The sequence below is a fragment of the Micromonospora sp. AKA38 genome, from assembly GCF_027925725.1.
Classification (GTDB): Bacteria; Actinomycetota; Actinomycetes; order Mycobacteriales; family Micromonosporaceae; genus Micromonospora.
Window position 1 is genome coordinate 2,028,433 of sequence record NZ_BNEI01000005.1, and the last position, 18,142, is coordinate 2,046,574.

An 18,142-nucleotide genomic window follows, 5' to 3' on the forward strand; every position below is an offset into this window, starting at 1 on the left:
CAAGACGCGGACCGCAGCCGGCTGCGGCCGACGCCGGCTAGCCCGCCCCGCCCGAGGGCGCCGGCACGGCGCCGGAGCGGCCCGGCTCGGCCGCGAGCAGCCGGGCGGCGAACTGGTGCACGGTGCGCAGCATCGTGTACCGGGGACGCGCCGCGTGGTGCCGGGCCGTCAACAACGACTTCGCCACCAGCCCGTCGAGCACCACCCGGGTACCCGGTCGCCACCGGGGCGCGACGCCGCAGACCCGGTCCACCTCGTCCAGGCCGAAGAGCCGGGGCAGCCCACCGAGGCGGACGAAGCACCAGCGCTCGGCCGGAGTCAGGCAGTCGAGGCTGCGGTGCAGCGCGGCGGACAGCGACCGCCCGGACACCGGCTGCCCGGGCCGTCGGGGCGGCTCCAGGGTGGCGAGCGGGTTGTCCAGGTGGCGCAGCAGCTCGTCCAGGGTCCGGTCGGCCATCCGTTCGGCGGCCAGCTCGACGGCGAGCGGCAGCCGGTCGACCAGGCCGCAGATGGTGGCCACCGTGCCGACCTCCTCGACCCCCAGCTCGAAGCCGGGTCGGGCCCGAGCGGCCCGGCGGGCGAACAGCTGCACGGCGGGCATGCCGCGTACCCCGTCCGGGCCGGTGGTCAGCGCCGGCAACGGCGGCAGGCGCCACACCGACTCGTAGGGCAGGCCGAGTGGCTCGCGCGAGGTGACCAGCACGGTGACCCGACGCCCGGCCCGCACCACGTCGTGCACCAGGCCGGCGCAGGTGTCGGTGAGACGGTCGACGTTGTCCAGCACCAGCAGCAGGTGCCGGTCGGCCAGCAGCCGGGCCACGGGTGCCGGGTCCGGGCCGGCCCGGCGGACGCGGCGACGGACCGCCCGCAACGCGTCGGCCGGGGTGCGGGCGGCGGCGAGGTCGACGGTGACGACGCCGTCGGCGTACCCCTCGCCGGCCCGCTGCGCGACGGCGGCGGCGAGCGCCGACTTGCCCCCGCCCGCCGGCCCGGCGACGGTGACCACCCGCTGCTCGGCGAGCAGGCCGGACAACGCGGCGAGGTCGGCCTCCCGGCCGATCAGGTCCGCGTCGTCCCGGGCCGGGTCCGGTCCGGACGGTCTCCCGCCGGCCGCGTCGCGGGCCGGCGGAGGCGTCCCGGGTCGGCGCGGCGCGGGACCGCGTCGCAGCTCACGGCCGGCGGCGGCCAGTTCCGGGCCGGGTTCGATGCCCAGTTCGGCGGTGAGCCGGGCGGTGATCTCGGCGAGCCGGTCCCGGGCGGTCGCCCGCCGACCGGTCCGCGCCAGCACGCTGACGTGCCCGGCCTGCACGGCCTCGTGCAGCGGCTCGGCGGTGGCGAGCCGTGCCGCGACGGCCAGCACCTCGTCCGGCCGGTCGAGGTCCAGACCGAGACGGACCAGATCGAGGCCGGCGTTGACCCATTCCCGGCGGAGCGCGGCGACCGTCTCCGACCCCGGCAGCAGCGCGCGCAGGTCGGCCAGGTCGGGATCGGACCAGCCGGCGACCGCGGCGGTCAGCAGCGCGAACGCGGTCGTCCGGTGGGCTCGGCGCGCCAGGACGCGGGCCGCCTCGGTGAGCCGCCTGAACCGGGGCAGGTCGACCTGGTCCGGGTGCAGCTGGAGGCGGTACGCCCGGGGCGCGGAGACGATCACGTTGGTACGGGCGTGCCGGGGCGACGCCGGCTCCAGCGCGCGCCGCAACCGCGCCACGTAGGTGTGCAGGAGACGGCTCCCGCTGGGCGGCGGACGGTCGCCCCACAGCGACCGGGCGAGTTTCTCGATCGGGAGGTTCTCCCCGACGTGCAGGGCCAGCAACGCCAGCAACGCGCGCTGCTTCGACGGACCGAGCGCCACCGGCGTGCCGCCGTCGTGGACCCGGACCGCGCCGAGCACGGTGACGGAGAAGTGACGTTCCACGGACCGGTGATTCCCTCCCCTGACCGCTCCCTGTCTGCGCGTCAAGAATGCTGCATACCGCTCGTGCCACGCTTCTTCGTGTTTGCCGGCCCGGCGCGGAACTCTCGGCCCGGACGCGGACCAGGGGAGGATCGTCAATGACCACACTCGCCAGACCCACCGCCAACCGCCCGCTCACCCGGGACCGCCGCCCGATCGCCGCGGTGGTGGCCGTGGCCGGGGGCCTGCTGCTCGCCATGCTCTGGTCGTTCGAGCTGGTCGACCACGTGATCGGTGACTCCGTCGCCAACTCCGTGCTCGGCACCGACGCCAAGCAGACCGTGATCGGCGGGTCCGCGGCCGGCGCCCTGTTCGCCTTCGTCTCCGGCTTCGCCGGCACGTTCACCGCCTGCAACATCGCCGTGTTCGGCGCGCTGCCGGACGTCGCCGGCCGGGCCGACGGGTCGCGCCGGGGGCGCGTCGCCGCCGTGCTGGCGCCGCTGGGCTGGCTGGCGCTCGGGCTGGTGTCGGTGGCCGCGGTGTACGGCTTCGTGGCCGTGCTGATCGGGTCCCGGCTCCCCCAGCTCTCCACGGCCACCGTCGGCTCCGGCTTCCCGGTCCGGCTGGTGCAGGCGTCCGTGGTGTTCGGGCTGATCGGGCTGGCGTTCGCCGCGCTCGGCCTGGCGGCGCTGGGGCTGCTCCCGGACCCGTTCGCCAACCGGCCCACTGCCCGCCTGGTGACGCTCGGCGCCCTGGTCGGCGGCTTCCTGGTCGGGCGGCCGTACCCGCTGTTCCACAAGCTGCTGGAGCAGGCGGTGGACAGTCACAACCCGTTCTACGGCGCGCTGGCGCTCGTCCTCCAGTCGCTGGGCAACATCCTGGTGATGGTCGTGCTGGCGCTGCTGCTGGTGCTGGGCACGCGCGGCGGCGTACAGCGGTGGTTGTCCCGGCCCGGCCGGGCCGGCCTGCTGGTCGGCGTCGCGCTGCTGGTGCTCGGCGCGTTCCTGGTCTTCTACTGGGACGTGCGGCTGCCCGCCAAGTTCGGCTACGGCTGGTTCCCGACCATGCCCTGGAACGCCTGACCGTCGTCCCCGTCGCGCTCACCGGCTGCGGCCACCGCCACGGTGCGCAGCAGCCGGTAGCGGGCGCCGTCCGGGCCGGCGTCCGGCTCCAGCAGGCACTCGTCGGCCAACCGGTCGAGCACGTCGCGCACCTCGCCGCCCGGAACGATGCCGGCGCAGCGCGCGACCGCGTCGTCCGGGGAGAAGCGCAGCTCCCCCCGGGCCAACCGGGCCAGGCACGCCCGGTCGGCCGGGCGCAGCGGGGCCAGGCTGCGCCGCAGCGCCGAGGTGAGCGACCGGTGGTGCCGCGGGTGTCCCCGCCGCCGCGGTCGCAGCAGGCGGAGCGGGTCGGCTACCCGCCGGAGCAAGCCGTCGAGACTGTCGGTGTAGAGGCAGGCGGCGGCGAGTTCCAGGGCCAGCGGCAGCCCGTCCAGCTCGCGGCAGATCCGGGCCACCGTCGGAGCGTCGGCCGGCGACAGGCGGAAACCGGGGCGTACCAGCCGGGCCCGGTCGACGAAGAGGCGCACCGCCGGATTCGCGGCCAGCGTGTCCACGTCCGCCGGCCCGGGCACCGGTAGCGGGCCGAGCCGGAACACCGCCTCGCGGGCCGGCCCGGGCCGGCGGCGGGAGGTGACCAGCACGGCCGTGCGGGGGCAGCGGTGCCGCGCGTACTCGATCATCTCCGCGGCGCGCCCGGCCAGGTGCTCGACGTCGTTGAGCACCAGCAGCATCCGACGCTCCCCCACGACGCGCAGCGGATCGGCGGTGGCCGCCAGCCCCAGCGTCTCGGCGAGCAGGCGCAGCACCGCGCCGCAGTCCTGGGCCTCGGCCGCGTCCACGGCGGCGACGCCGTCCGGGAACACGGCGGCGACCCGTTCGGCGACCGCCAGGCCGGTGGCGGACTTGCCGCAGCCGGCCGGGCCGACGATGGTCACGTGCCGGTGCGCCACCAGCAGCGTCGCGCAGTGTGCGACCTCGGCATCACGGCCGATCAGCGTGCCGACGGCCGGCCCCGGCCCCCGCCAACCGGACGGCCGTGCGGTCCACGGCCGGGCCGGGGCGCCCGACGCCGCCAGGGCCGGGGCGTCCCCGGCGCGCAGCAACGCGGCGTGGATGCGGCGCAGTTCCGAACCGGGCTCCACGCCCAGCTCGGCACGGAGCCGGGCCCGGACGTCGAGGTAGTGGTGCACGGCGGCGGCGCGCTGGCCGCTGCACGCGAGCACCTCCAGGTAGCGGGCCTGCACCGCCTCCTGCAACGGCTCGGCGGCGGCGAGCCGTTCGACCACCGGCACCACCTGCGAGGTCTGCCCCAGGGCGACCGCCACCGAGGCGTACAGCAGGCCGGCGTCGACCCAGGCGGCGCGCAGCGCGGTGACGTGCCGCGGACCGGCCAGCAGGCCGGTGAGGTGGGTGAGCGTCGGGTCCCGCCACAGGTCCAGCGCGGTGGCGAGCAGTTCGAACGCGTCGTCGAGCGCGCCGGCCGCCCGCCGGCTGCGGGCCCGGCCGAGCAGTGCCCGGAACAGGCACGCGTCGACGTCCTCCGGGGGGACGTCGAGTCGGTAGCCGCCGGGCACCGACGCGATGACGTTGGTGCGGGCCCGGGGCGCGGTGTCGGGCTCCAGCGCCTGGCGCAGCCGGGCGACGTACGTCCGGACGAGGTGTGCGCCGCTGTCCGGCGCGTCGTCGCCCCAGAGCGCCTCGGTGAGCGCGCCCAGCAGGACCGGCTGCCGGGGGTGCAGGGCGAGGTAGCCCAGGACCGCGCGTTGGCGGGCGGGACCCAACGGGATCTCCACCGGGCCGCGGAGCGCGGCGACCGGCCCCAGCACCCTGATGCGGACCGGGTCCACGGCAGCGGCCATGTGCGCCTCCCCCCACCGGGAGGCTAGGCGACCGACAGGCGACTGTCCATGACGGAGCGCCACCTGCCGATGACCCACCGCACAACTGGCCGGCATTGCGCACGGCAGGAGTCCGCCGCCCCTGGTCGTGTCGGGGCCGCCTGTTACGGTTCCGCCGCCCTTGCCGCTGCCGCACCGGAGGTTGGTGTGATCAATTCGCACGTCTCGTCGTTCGCCGGGTTGCCGGTCCTGCCGTTCACACCGGGAATGGCGCTGCCGGCGGATCCGTCCGCCGTGGCCTGGCGGTTGGAGGTCGAGGAGTTCGACGCCGACCCGACCGAGTTCGCCGGTCTGGTCCGCGCCCTGCTCGACGAGGTGCCGGCCGAGGCGGTACGCGCCGTGGTGGTGGGCGAGTGGGGCGAGGCGTACGAGCGCCCGCTGCCGGTGGACCTGCTGGTCGACGCGGCGTCGAAGTGGACCGGGCTGCGGGCGGTGTTCCTGGCCGACCTGGTCGCCGAGCAGTGCGAGATCTCCTGGCTGACCCACGGGGACGTCACGCCGCTGCTGGCCGCGTGCCCGGCGCTGGAGGTGCTGTGGATCCGCGGCGCGCAGGGGCTGCGGCTGGAGCCGGTCCGGCACACCGCGCTGCGCGAGCTGCGGATCGAGTCCGGCGGCCTGCCGGCCGAGGTGGTGCGCGCGGTCGCGGCGTGCGACCTGCCGGCGCTGCACCGGCTGGACCTGTGGCTCGGCGTCGCCGACTACGGCGGCGACGCCACCGTGGACGACCTGGCCGCGGTGCTGGCCGGCGACCGGCTGCCGGCGGTGCGGCACCTCGGGCTCTGCAACGCGGAGCACGCCGACGCGATCGCCGCGGCGGTCGCCGACGCGCCGGTCGTCGGCCGGCTGGAGGTCCTCGACCTGTCCATGGGCGTGCTCGGCGACGCCGGCGCGACGGCGCTGCTGGCCGGGCAGCCGCTGACCCACCTGCGCCGGCTCGACCTGCACCACCACTACCTGTCCGAGGAGGTGGCCGCGTCGGTGGTCGCCGCGCTGCCCGGCGTCGAGGTCGACGTCTCCGAACCGCAGACCGCCGACACGTACGACGGTCGGCACTACTACTACACCGCGGTCGGGGAGTGACCGGCGGCGGTGGCGTGCTGACATGCGACTGACCGTGGTGGGCAATCCCGCGAACCGCCGGGTGGCGCTGTTCACGAGCGCGGTGCGCGCCGCGGGGCTGCCCACCCCCACCGTCCTGCCCTGGGCGGACGTGCTGACCGGGGCCGTCCCGCCGCCGGCCGGCGAGCTGGTGCGGGTCGACTCCCCGGGCGAGGATCCGCACGTCGACCGTCTGCTGCGACGGTCGGCCACCGCCGCCCGGCACGGCGAGCTGATCGGCCTCGCCGACGCGTACGCCGGTCTGGTGGCCGGGCTCGACCGGGTCGCCGCCGGGGGCGCGGAGCTGCTGAACCCACCGGCGGACGTCGCGGTGCTCTGCGACAAGCGGCGCTGCCACGCGGTGCTGTCGGCGGCCGGCGTGCCGGTGCCGGCCGCGCTGCCGCCGGTCGGCGGTTCCGCCGGTCCGCCACCGGCCGGCGGTTATGACGCGCTGCGCGAGGCGATGGCGGCGGCCGGGTGGCGTCGGGTGTTCGTCAAGCCGGCGCACGGGTCGTCCGCCGCCGGGGTGCTCGCGCTCGCGGTCGGTCCGCGCGGCGTGCGGGCCGACACCACCGTCGAGCCCACCCCGGACGGGTTGTTCAACTCGCTGCGGGTCCGCCGGCACACCGACGAGGCGACGATCGCCGCGATCGTCGACCGGCTGGCCCCGGACGGCCTGCACGTCGAACGGTGGCTGCCCAAGGCCGGCCTGCGGGACCGGGTGGTCGACGTGCGGGTGCTGGTGGTCGCCGGCCGGCCGACGCACGCGGTGGTGCGCGCCGCCCGGGGCCCGCTGACCAACCTGCACCTCGGCAACGCCCGGGGCGACCTGGCCGAGCTGCGCGCCGCGGCCGGCCCGGCGGGCTGGTCGGCGGCGATGGAGACCTGCGAGCGCGTCGCCGCCTGCTTCGCCGGCTCGCTTCACGTCGGCGTCGACCTGATGTTCCTGACCGGGTGGCGCCGGCACGCGGTCGCCGAGGTGAACGCGTTCGGCGACCTGCTGCCCGGCGTGCTGACCGACGGCCGGGACAGCTACGCCGAACAGGTGCACGCGCTGACCACCGGCCGGTGGCGGCGGTGGCGGGCGGGGGTGGCCGCATGCGCGGCCTGATCGGCAGCCACGACCTGCTCCTGGTCACGCTGGACACGTTGCGCCACGACGTGGCCGCCGAGCTGGCCGCGACGGGGCGGACGCCGCGGCTGGCCCGGGCGCTGCCCGGCGGCCGGTGGGAGCGCCGGCACTCTCCCGCCAGCTTCACCTACGCCGCCCACCACGCGTTCTTCGCCGGCTTCCTGCCCACGCCGACCACGCCGGGGCCGCACGAACGGCGGTTCGCGGCGGCGTTCCCGGGCAGCGAGACGGCCGGCGCGGACACCTGGGTGTTCGACGCCCCGGACCTGCCCACCGCGCTCGCCGCGGTCGGCTACCACACGCTCTGCCTGGGCGGGGTCGGTTTCTTCAACCGGCGTACCCCGCTCGGCGCGGTGCTGCCCGGCCTGTTCGCCGAGGCGCACTGGGAGCCGGAGTTCGGCGTCACGTCCCCCACCTGCCTGGACGCCCAGCTCGACCGGCTGGCCGAGGTGCTGGCCCGGGTGCCGGCCGCCCGGCCCTTGTTCACCTTCCTCAACGTCGCCGCGCTGCACCAGCCGAACCGGCACCACCTGCCCGGCGCCGAGACCGACAGCCGGGCCAGCCACGCCGCCGCCCTGGAGTACGTCGACGGCCGGATCGACCGGCTGTTCCGGCTGGTCACCGGTCGCGACCGGCCGGTGTTCACGATCATCTGCTCCGATCACGGCACCGCCTACGGGGAGGACGGCCACACCGGCCACCGGATCGGCCACGACGTGGTGTGGACCGTCCCCTATGCCGACTTCACCCTGCACCCGGGAGAATGGTGACCAGCACCGAACCGAGCCTCGACGGCTCCGCCTACCAGCAGTATCTCTACGCGTACCCGCACAAGACCTCCTACCGGGCGCTGCGGCCCCGGCCCCGGCTGGCCGACGTGTGGCGCGCCGAGGCGCGGGACGCGCTCTTCCTCTACCTGCACGTGCCGTTCTGCGAGATGCGGTGCGGGTTCTGCAACCTGTTCACCCGCGCCAACGCGCCGGCCGAGCAGGTCACCGCGTACCTACGTCAGGTGCGCCGGCAGGCCGGGCGGGTCGCCGAGGCGCTCGGCGCGGACGCCGGGTTCGCCCGCGCCGCGTTCGGCGGCGGCACCCCGACCTACCTCACCGCCGACGAGCTGACCGCGTTGTTCGCCGTCGCCACCGAGACACTCGGCGCGCGCCTGCCGGGCGTACCGCTGTCGGTGGAGACCTCGCCGGCCACCGCGACGCCGGACCGGCTCGCGGTGCTCGCCGCACACGGCACCACCCGGGTGAGCATCGGCGTGCAGAGCTTCCTCGACGTCGAGGCCCGCGCCGCCGGCCGGCCGCAACGCCGCGCCGAGGTGGAGACCGCGCTGGCCGCGATCCGGGACGCGCGGATCCCGTCGCTGAACATCGACCTGATCTACGGCATCGACGGGCAGACCGCCGACACGTGGCGGCAGAGCCTGGACGCGGCGCTGGCCTGGCGGCCGGAGGAACTGTTCCTCTATCCGCTCTACGTCCGGCCACTGACCGGCCTCGGGCGGCGGACGCACGCCCGCGCCGACTGGGACGCCCAGCGCCTCGCGCTCTACCGGCAGGCGGTGGAGACGCTCGGCGCGGCCGGCTACCGGCAGGAGTCGATGCGCCAGTTCCGCCGGGCCGACGCGCCGGCGCCGGACGGTCCGGGCTACTGCTGCCAGGACGACGGCATGGTCGGACTGGGCTGCGGCGCCCGCTCCTACACCACCGCGTTGCACTACTCCTTCGACTACGCGGTGAGCGTGACGCAGGTGCGCGCGGTGCTCGACGACTACCTCGGCCGTCCCGCCGACGACTTCGCGTACGCCGAGTTCGGTTTCCGGCTGGACGACGCGGAGCAGCGTCGCCGCTGGCTGCTCACGTCGCTGCTGCGCGTCGACGGGGTGGACGCCGACGCCTACCGGGCCCGCTTCGGGCGACGGCCGGTCGACGACTTCCCGCAGCTCGGCCGGCTCGTCGAGCGGGGCTGGGCCACCGACGGCGGGCTGCGGCTCACCGCGGCCGGGCTGGCCCGCTCCGACGCCGTCGGCCCGTGGTTGACCTCCGCCGAGGTCCGACACGCGATGACCGGGTACGCGTTGCGATGACGCTGTCGATCCTCTACCGCGGCCCGCTGGCGAGCTGCAACTACGACTGTCCCTACTGTCCGTTCGCCAAGCGGCAGGACCCGCCGGAGCTGCTGCGCGCCGACCGGGCGGCGCTGGCCCGGTTCACCGGCTGGGTCGCGGCGACCACCGACGTGCGGCTGTCGGTGCTGTTCACGCCGTGGGGCGAGGCGCTGACCCGGCGCTGGTACCGGGACGCGATGGTGTCGCTGTCGCACCTGCCGCACGTGGACCGCGTGGTGGTGCAGACCAATCTCGCCGCCCGCGTCGACTGGCTGGCCGACGCCGACCCCGGCTCGGCCGCGCTCTGGACGACCTACCACCCGGGGCAGGTCGAGCGGGCGCGGTTCCTGGCCCGCTGCGCGCGCCTGACCGAGCTGGGCATCCGCTACTCGGTGGGGGTGGTCGGCCTGCCCGAACACCTCGACGAGGCGCGGGCGCTGCGGGCCGCGTTGCCGCCGGCGGTCTACCTGTGGGTCAACGCGGCCGAGGGTCGCCGTTACGACGCCGAGGAGGAGGCGACCTGGACCGCGCTGGACCCGCACTTCGGCTACAGCGTCCGGCCGCACCTGTCGCTCGGCCGGCCGTGCCACGCCGGGGAGACCGCCGTCTCGGTGCTGGGCGACGGCACGGTCCGCCGCTGCCACTTCATCCCCACCCCGATCGGCAACCTCTACGACGGCTCGTGGCGGGCCGCGCTGAAGCCCCGCGGGTGCGACACGGCGGTCTGCGACTGCCACATCGGGTACGTCCACCTCAAGCCGCTCGGCCTGCGGGAGGTGTTCGCCGGTGGGGTGCTGGAGCGGATCCCGGCCGGCTGGCCGTCGCCGGTCACGACGCCGCGCTGACGGCTGGTCGAAACGGTTCCGCCCATTGACAGGCATCTGATGTTAACGCAAACATTGACGGGTGCCTCTTCGTCGGGGGGCACCGGGAGCTGAGCACATCGCACCGCCGCCGGTCCAGGGCAGACCGGCGCTGCTCGCGTCGGCTGACCGAGGAACGGCAGGGGTCGACAACCGGCCGTTCCCCGCGCGAGGCACACATCATACGAATGATGTGAACGCTAACTTCGCCTCGGTCGGTCGTCACCCCCGCTCACGGACCGGGAGGTCCCCGTGCGACTGACGCACCATCCCCGCCACCGGGCGGCGTTGATCGCCGCCGCCACCACACTCACGCTCACCACCGCCGGCCTCACCGCCACCCAACTGCCCGCCGCGGCCGCCACCGGCTGCGCGGTCAGCTACACCGTCTCCTCGTCCTGGCCCGGCGGGTTCGGCGCGAACGTGTCCGTCACCAACCTCGGCGACCCGGTCAGCAACTGGCGGCTGACCTGGACGTTCGCCGCCGGCCAAACCGTCACCCAGTACTGGAACACCACCATCACCCAGACCGGCGCCGCCGTCACCGCCGCCAACGTCTCCTACAACGGCAACATCCCCACCGGCGGCAGCACCAGCTTCGGCTTCAACGGATCGTGGACCGGCAGCAACCCCGCCCCCACCAGCTTCGCGCTCAACGGCACCACCTGCACCGGCGGCGTCAGCACCCCACCCACCACGACCCCACCACCGACCACGCCGCCACCCACCACCCCACCGCCGACGGGAAACGCGCCATGTGACATCTACGCCGCCGGCGGCACGCCGTGCGTCGCCGCGCACAGCACCACCCGCGCGTTGTTCCGCGCCTACACCGGGCGGCTCTACCAGGTGCGCCGCGCCTCCGACAACACCCCCCGCGACATCAACGCGCTCAGCGCCGGCGGGCCCGCCGACTCCGCCGTACAGGACTCGTTCTGCGCCAACACGAGCTGCCTGATCACGGTCATCTACGACCAGTCCGGCCGGGGCAACGACCTGACGCAGGCGCCGCCCGGCGGGTTCTCCGGCCCCGCTCCGGGTGGGTACGACAACCTCGCCGACGCGAAGGCGGCACCGACCACGGTGCTCGGGCACCGGGCGTACGGGGTGTTCGTGGCGCCCGGCACCGGCTACCGCGACAACAGCACCAACGGCATCGCCAAGGGCGACCAACCCGAGGGCATGTACGCCATCTTCGACGGCACCCACTACAACGGCGGCTGCTGCTTCGACTACGGCAACGCCGAGACCAACAGCCGCGACAACGGCAACGGCACCATGGAAGCCATCTACTTCGGCAACATCAAGGTCTGGGGCTACGGCACCGGCAACGGCCCGTGGATCATGGCGGACCTGGAGAACGGGCTGTTCTCCGGCGTCAACGCCGGTTACAACGCCAACGACCCGTCGATCAGCCACCGCTACCTCACCGCGATCGTCAAGGGCGAGCCGAACCACTGGGCCATCCGGGGTGGCAACGCGCAGTCCGGCGGGCTGTCCACGTTCTACGACGGTAAGCGGCCGAACGTCGCCGGCTACAACCCGATGAAGAAGGAAGGCGCGATCATCCTCGGCATCGGCGGCGACAACAGCCACGGCTCCGCCGGCACGTTCTACGAGGGCGTGATGACCTCCGGCTACCCGACCGACGCCACCGAGAACGCGGTCCAGGCCAACATCACCGCCGCCGGCTACCGCTGACGGCCACCCGTCACCGCCGGCTGACGCCCGGCGGTCCACCACTCAGCAAGGAGATCATCCATGTCCCGTCCCTCCCGGCCGCGGTGGGCGTTCATCGCCGCCGCCGCGCTCACCCTCACCACCGCCGGGCTCACCGGCACCCAGTTCGCGTCCGCCGCCGCCGCCGGCTGCTCCGTCAGCTACACCGTCTCCTCGTCCTGGTCCGGTGGCTTCGGCGCGAACGTGTCCGTCACCAACCTCGGCGACCCGGTCAGCAACTGGCGGCTGACCTGGACGTTCGCCGCCGGCCAAACCGTCACCCAGTACTGGAACACCACCATCACCCAGACCGGCGCCGCCGTCACCGCCGCCAACGTCTCCTACAACGGCAACATCCCCACCGGCGGCAGCACCAGCTTCGGCTTCAACGGATCGTGGACCGGCAGCAACCCGGTGCCCACCAGCTTCGCGCTCAACGGCACCACCTGCACCGGCGGCGTCAGCACACCGCCCACGACGACGCCGCCGACGAGCACCCCACCCACCACGCCGCCACCGAGCACCCCGCCACCGGGCGGCGACGGGCCGTGTGACATCTACGCGGCCGGCGGCACGCCCTGCGTCGCCGCGCACAGCACCACGCGGGCGCTGTTCCGCGCCTACAGCGGGCGGCTCTACCAGGTGCGCCGCGCCTCCGACAACACCACCCGCGACATCACCACGCTCACCGCGGGCGGCCCCGCCAACGCCGCCGCGCAGGACTCGTTCTGCGCCAACACCACCTGCGTCATCACCTGGATCTACGACCAGACGACGCGGGGCAACAACCTCGGCTACCAGGGCGCCGGCGGCATCGGCGGCGCGGTGCAACCGGCCGTGGCGAACCGCGAGGCGATCACGGTCGGCGGCGCGAAGGCGTACTCGCTGTTCATCCCCGGCAACAGCAGCTACTGGCGCGACGGCCACCTGACCGGCGTCCCGACCGGCAGCGCGCCGGAGGGCATGTACATGGTCACCAGCGGCACGCACGTCAACAGCGGCTGCTGCTTCGACTACGGCAACAGCGAGACCACCCGCCGGGCCGACGGCGCCGGCGCGATGGACGCGATCAACTTCAGCACCAGTTGCTGGTTCGGCGGCTGCTCCGGCAGCGGCCCCTGGGTCCAGGCCGACCTGGAGTGGGGTCTCTACCCCGGCGGCAGCCAGACCTGGAACCCCAACCAGCGCGCCTTCACCAGCAAGTTCGTCACCGCCACGCTGAAGAACAACGGCACCTCACGGTTCGCCATCAAGGGCAGCAACGCCCAGTCCGGCAACCTGTACACGCTCTACGACGGGTCGCTTCCCCCCGGCTACAGCCCGATGAAGAAGCAGGGCGCGATCATCCTGGGCAGCGGCGGCGACTGCTGCATCGACAACAGGAACCAGAGCGTCGGCACGTTCTACGAGGGGGCCATGGTGGCCGGCTACCCCTCGGACGCGACGGAGAACGCGGTCCAGGCCAACGTCGTGGCCGCCGGCTACCGCTGAGCCGATCCGGCCGCCGCCCGGTCCCACGGGGCGGCGGCCGGATCACGGGCGGACCCGGTCGCCGTGGACGGGACGCCGCACGCCGGGCAGGCCCGGGACGGACGGTAGGCTGCGGGCGGTCATCGGGGCGTCCGAAGGGGAACTGCGTGACAGGCGTGTCGGTTCGCGGGACGGTTGCGGCCTGCGGAGGCCCGGAGTGAGCGAGGGACTGCGTCCCGGTGACCCGGTCCGGCTCGGTGGTTACGAACTGCTCGGCCGGCTCGGCGAGGGCGGCATGGGCAGCGTGTTCCTGGCCCGGTCGCCGCAGGGCCGGCAGGTGGCGGTCAAGGTGGTCCGCGCCGAACTGTCCCACCACGACGAGTTCCGGGGCCGGTTCCGCAGCGAGGTGAACCGGGCCCGCCAGGTGCCGCCGTTCTGCACCGCCGAGGTGCTGGACGCCGACCCGGACCACGACCCGCCGTACCTGGTGGTGGAGTACGTCGACGGGCCCAGCCTGGTGCAGGTGGTCCGGGACCGGGGACCGATGACGGCGGCCGGCGTGCACGGCATCGCGGTCGGGGTGGCCACCGCGCTCACCGCCATCCACGGCGCCGGCGTGATCCACCGGGACCTGAAACCCGCCAACGTCCTGGTCGCGCCCGGCGGGATCAAGGTCATCGACTTCGGCATCGCCCGCGCGTTCGAGGCCACGAGCCAGCACACCCGGACCGACCAGATGGTCGGCACCGTCGCGTACATGGCTCCGGAGCGGTTCGAGAGCGCATCCGGCCAACGCACGGGCCCGGCCGCGGACATCTTCGCCTGGGGCGCCGTGGTCGCCTTCGCCGCGACCGGCCGGACGCCGTTCGGGGGCGAGTCCGCCACCGCCACCGCGATGCGGATCATGACCCAGCCGCCGGACCTGACCGGTCTGGACGGCCCGCTGCGGGAGCTGGTCTCCCGGGCGCTGGAGAAGGAGCCGACCGCCCGGCCGACGGCCCGCGACCTGCTCGACGGCCTCTTGACCGCGGCCTCGCCGCCGAGCGGGGCCGCCGTCCGGACCGCCGGGCCGACAGTGCCCGGCGCGGCAGCGGAGAGCGGCCCCGGTGTCGGCCCCGCCGCCGGCGCGGGAGCGAAAGCCGGTCCCGCACCGGGAGGCGGCCCCGACGGCGCGGACCGGGGCGTCCCGGCGGATCCGGGCACGGCCACGACGCGGCGCCGCCGACTCATCGGGATGGCCGCCGGCGCCGCCGTGATGGCGGTGCTGGTGCCGGCCGCGCTGTACGGCGCGGACCTGGTGGGCGACCGGTCCGGTTCGACGCCCACCGGCTCCGCCGGCAGCGGTTCGCCGACCAGCGGCGGCACGCCGTCCACGTCGCCGGCGGCCGGCGGGCCGACCACCGGCGGCACGCCCTCCGCGACGGCGTCCCGGACCCCGGGCGGATCGCCCTCGGCGTCGGCCGACCGGACCCGGGCCATGCTGGCCGGGCAGCGGCGGGTCCTGCTGCACGTGGTGGAGATCGACCGGGACCTGTCGCTGCCGTTCGACGGTGAGCTGACGGTCGGCGACGGCACCGGCAAGGACGCGCTCTTCGTGCTCGAACCGGTAGGCGTCGACTTTATGATCAAGTCGGTGAACCCGGACATCGCGCACCGTCCGTGCCTCGGCGTCAAGCTCGACCCCGAGGGGTACGCGTCCCTGGTGGGCGCCGAGTGCGAACCCACCGGGGCCACCGTGTTCAGCATCACCCGCGAGGGCAAGGACGACAAGGGCCGCACCTCCTACTCGATCATCAGCGACAAGTACGGCGTGGTGCAGTGGGAGGACACCGAGAAGGAGATCTACGTCCAGGAGATGGGCGACGCCCCGATCGACACCACGTTCAGCCTGGTCGACCGCGGCGCCGCCTGAGCCCCCTCAGGTCAGCAGCTCGACGTACCCGCCGGAGCCGTGCACCCGGATCCGCTGCCCGTCGCGGATCAGCCGGGTGGCCCGCGGCACGTTCACGACGGCCGGCAGGCCGTACTCCCGGGCGATGACCGCGCCGTGGGTCATCGGGCCGCCCACCTCCGTCACCAGGCCGGCCACGGCGACGAACAGCGGCGTCCAGCTCGGGTCGGTGTGGACCGTGACGAGGATGTCGCCCGGTTCGACGTCCGCGCCGGCCAGGTCGAGGACGATCCGGGCCCGCCCCTCCACCGTGCCGGTCGACACCGGCACGCCGGCCAGCGCGCCGCTCGGCACGTCGTCACGCCGGTACGCCCCGTGGACCGCCTCGCCGTCCGAGGTGAGCACGCGGGGTGGCGTGAGCGCCTGGTGGAACCGGAACGCCTCCGCGCGCTCGCGGATGAGCCGCGCGTCCACCCGGCGCGTCCGCACCGCGTCCCGGAACTCGTCGAAGGTCAGGAAGAAGACGTCCTCCCGGTCGGGCAGCACACCGTCCCGTACCAGCCGGTCGGCCTCCGCCATCAGCGCCTGCTTGTAGACGAGGTAACGGCTCACGATGCCGTACTTCGGGTACTCGCGGTAGCCGATGAAGGTCCGGACCCGGTCGATCATCCGTTGGGTCTCGTCGGCCTTGCGGTCCCCGTCCGGCAGGGCCCGGAGCCGGTCGAGCACCTCCCGGGCCTTCCGCCGGACCGCCTGCCGGCCCTCCGCGAAGCGCCGTCCGGCGGCGCCGGGCGCGACGTTCCGGACGTGGTCGAGGATCAGCGGTACGAGGGTGGCCGGGCGCTCGCTCCACCGTGGTCGGGTGATGTCGATCTCGCCGACGCACCGCATGCCGTACCGGTCGAGGTAGTCCTGGAGGGCGTCGCGTGCCTCGCGTCCGCCCGGCAGTTTCGGCAGCTCGTCCAGGAAGCCGTCGTCGTCCGCGGCGTCCCGCAGGAACGCCACCACCTCGGGGTGGGGGCGGATGACGTCGGCGACGTCGAGCAGCGCCAGCCCCATCTCCGAGGTGACGTTGCCGGGGGCGGACAGCGTGAGCGTGTCGGCGGCGTTCCGCTCGCCCAGCCACTCCCCCAGCTTGTCGTTGAGCCACCAGGTGGCCTCCATGCCGGCCATGATCGCCTGCATGTTGACCGGGTCGACGAGGGCCCGCTTGTGCTCCGGGAACGCCTCCGCCACCAGGAAGTCGAACAGCGCCGGCCCGGTCCGGGTGCCGATGTCGCGGCGCAGCGCGGCGATGCTGGCCCGACTCCGCTCGATCAGGGCCGTGACGACGGCCGGGTCGGTCTCGATCGTCGCCGACGGCAGCCCGGGGGGCGGACCGGCGGGGCCGTCGTCGGGCAGTGTCGGCACGACGTCACCGCGGTCCAGGATCGTCTCCAGCGCGTCCCTGGTCAGCGGATCCGATCTGGTCATCAGGTCCAGGAAGGCGGCCCGGCCCGCCGGTGTGGCCAGGTGCCGGGTGGCGTCGACGAACAGCCGGCCACCGGCCTCGTGCATCGGCGCCATGGCGGTCAGCCGCCACATCGACAGCCCCAGCGGCTTCATCGCGTCGGTCATCATCTGCTGGTGGCCGACCGAGAGGTAGACGTAGTTCTGCCCGTCGTCGACCACCGGAACCGGGAACAGCGTGGTGATCGGGCGGCTCTGGAGAATGTGGAGGTCGCCGTCGGCCAGGGCCCACTCCACGTCCTGCGGGCCGCCGAACCGCGCCTCGATCCGCCGCCCGAGCCGGACGAGACGGACCACCTGCTCGTCCGTCAGCGCGGGTTGCTCCCGCCGGGCCGGATCGACCGCCTCGGTCCGCGTCCCGCCGCCCGGGACGGCGCGGACGGCCCGCGGCTTGGTGGCGATGGTCCGGGAGCGGACCCGGTCGTCGCGCACCGTGAACACGTCCGGGGTGACCAGTCCGGAGACCAGGGCCTCGCCCAGACCGAACCCGGCCTCCACCGAGGCGACCTTCCGGTGCCCGCTGACCGGGTCGGCGGTGAACAGAATCCCCGCCGCGTCGGGAAGCACCATCCGCTGCACCACCACGGCCATGTGCACCGTACGGTGGTCGATGCCGTTGCGGAGGCGGTAGGTCACCGCCCGCTCGGTGAACAGCGACGCCCAGCACCGGGCGACGTGGGTGCGGATCTCGTCCGGGCCCATCACGTTCAGGTAGGTGTCCTGCTGGCCGGCGAAGGAGGCCGTCGGCAGGTCCTCGGCCGTCGCGCTGGACCGCACCGCGTAGGCGGCGTGCGCGCCGAACCCGGCCAGCGCCGCACCGATCGCCGCCGCGACCTCGCCCGGGACGGCCGCCTCCTCGACGACGCGGCGGATCTCGGCGCTGACCGTCCGGATCGCCTCGCGGTCGTCCGGGCGCAGCCGGGAGAGCCGGTCCAGGGACCCGTCGAGCGCCGGCAGGTCCGCCACGGCCCGCCGGTACGCGTCGGTGGTCACGCAGAAGCCGGGCGGCACGCTCACCCCGTCGAGCCGCCACAGCGCCCCCAGGTGTGCGCCCTTGCCACCGACGGTGGCGACCTGCCTCTCGTCGATCTCGTCGAACCCGACCACGTAGCGTCCGGCCATCGTCATGCCCCCCGTTTTTCCAGCTCATCCGCGTCCGGCCGACGATTCTGCGGCATGACCGGGGTCTTGCGGCAAGCCCCGGGGTGCGATATACGTTAGAGGTGGCAGGGAGGGTGTCTCCCTGCCATCGCTGTTTTCCGGCCCTCTCCCTCACCATCGGTGGCGTCCGGCAGCGCGCTCCGGTCCGCGCACACCCACGCCTCGGCCGGCGACGACGCGAAGCGTCGCAGCGACCGGGCGGGCAGCGGCCGGGATTGTGGCACTCCCGACGGCGGTCGGTGGCATGGCGGGGACGCCCTGAGGGCAAGACCGGAACGGAGAGCTACTCTGAGGGGCCGTTCGGGCGACTCGATGACAGGTTGTATCCGGATT

General features: G+C 74.6%; 12 protein-coding genes. 9 read left to right on the top strand and 3 right to left on the bottom strand.

Annotated elements, in window-relative coordinates; genetic code table 11:
* Positions 1-37: 37 nt before the first annotated feature.
* Positions 38-1,915 carry a BTAD domain-containing putative transcriptional regulator gene (locus TPA0908_RS25925; protein ID WP_281942162.1) on the bottom strand — a complete coding sequence of 626 codons (1,878 nt, stop codon included), beginning with the start codon at positions 1,913-1,915 and terminating at the stop codon, positions 38-40.
* Positions 1,916-2,052: 137 nt separating this feature from the next.
* Between TPA0908_RS25925 and TPA0908_RS25930 the strand changes: the two genes are divergently transcribed.
* Positions 2,053-2,976: a hypothetical protein gene (locus TPA0908_RS25930; protein ID WP_281942163.1), complete on the top strand. Its 924-nt coding sequence runs from the start codon at positions 2,053-2,055 to the stop codon at positions 2,974-2,976.
* Here TPA0908_RS25930 and TPA0908_RS25935 read toward each other — a convergent pair.
* Entirely contained in the window at positions 2,940-4,814 is a 1,875-nt protein-coding gene (locus TPA0908_RS25935; protein WP_281942165.1) for an AfsR/SARP family transcriptional regulator, read from the bottom strand. The two genes, TPA0908_RS25930 and TPA0908_RS25935, sit on opposite strands and share 37 nt — an antisense overlap.
* A 186-nt stretch (positions 4,815-5,000) precedes the next feature.
* Between TPA0908_RS25935 and TPA0908_RS25940 the strand changes: the two genes are divergently transcribed.
* The 8 genes from TPA0908_RS25940 (at position 5,001) to TPA0908_RS25975 (ending at position 15,160) form a co-directional block, all read left to right on the top strand.
* Positions 5,001-5,933 (top strand): STM4015 family protein, encoded by a 933-nt coding sequence (locus TPA0908_RS25940; RefSeq protein ID WP_281942167.1) that lies wholly within the window; start codon positions 5,001-5,003, stop codon positions 5,931-5,933.
* A 22-nt stretch (positions 5,934-5,955) separates the two neighbouring features.
* Positions 5,956-7,062 carry an STM4014 family protein gene (locus TPA0908_RS25945; RefSeq protein ID WP_281942169.1) on the top strand — a complete coding sequence of 369 codons (1,107 nt, stop codon included), beginning with the start codon at positions 5,956-5,958 and terminating at the stop codon, positions 7,060-7,062.
* Positions 7,050-7,853 (top strand): STM4013/SEN3800 family hydrolase, encoded by an 804-nt coding sequence (locus TPA0908_RS25950; RefSeq protein ID WP_281942171.1) that lies wholly within the window; start codon positions 7,050-7,052, stop codon positions 7,851-7,853. The genes TPA0908_RS25945 and TPA0908_RS25950 overlap by 13 nt, the downstream gene beginning before the upstream one ends.
* Complete coding sequence (locus TPA0908_RS25955) at positions 7,850-9,175, top strand: STM4012 family radical SAM protein (RefSeq protein WP_281942173.1); 1,326 nt, start codon at positions 7,850-7,852, stop codon at positions 9,173-9,175. Before TPA0908_RS25950 ends, TPA0908_RS25955 begins: the two co-directional genes overlap by 4 nt.
* Positions 9,172-10,041: an STM4011 family radical SAM protein gene (locus TPA0908_RS25960; RefSeq protein WP_281942176.1), complete on the top strand. Its 870-nt coding sequence runs from the start codon at positions 9,172-9,174 to the stop codon at positions 10,039-10,041. The genes TPA0908_RS25955 and TPA0908_RS25960 overlap by 4 nt, the downstream gene beginning before the upstream one ends.
* A gap of 276 nt (positions 10,042-10,317) precedes the next feature.
* Entirely contained in the window at positions 10,318-11,760 is a 1,443-nt protein-coding gene (locus tag TPA0908_RS25965) for an arabinofuranosidase catalytic domain-containing protein (RefSeq protein ID WP_374709261.1), read from the top strand.
* A 60-nt stretch (positions 11,761-11,820) separates the two neighbouring features.
* Entirely contained in the window at positions 11,821-13,269 is a 1,449-nt protein-coding gene (locus TPA0908_RS25970; protein WP_281942180.1) for an arabinofuranosidase catalytic domain-containing protein, read from the top strand.
* Positions 13,270-13,465: 196 nt separating this feature from the next.
* Positions 13,466-15,160, top strand: coding sequence for a serine/threonine protein kinase (locus TPA0908_RS25975; RefSeq protein ID WP_281942182.1), 1,695 nt, complete (start codon positions 13,466-13,468; stop codon positions 15,158-15,160).
* 6 nt (positions 15,161-15,166) lie between these two features.
* Here the strand turns inward: TPA0908_RS25975 and rph are convergent, their stop codons facing one another.
* Positions 15,167-17,776 carry a rifamycin-inactivating phosphotransferase gene (gene rph / locus TPA0908_RS25980; RefSeq protein ID WP_281942184.1) on the bottom strand — a complete coding sequence of 870 codons (2,610 nt, stop codon included), beginning with the start codon at positions 17,774-17,776 and terminating at the stop codon, positions 15,167-15,169.
* Positions 17,777-18,142: the final 366 nt, after the last annotated feature.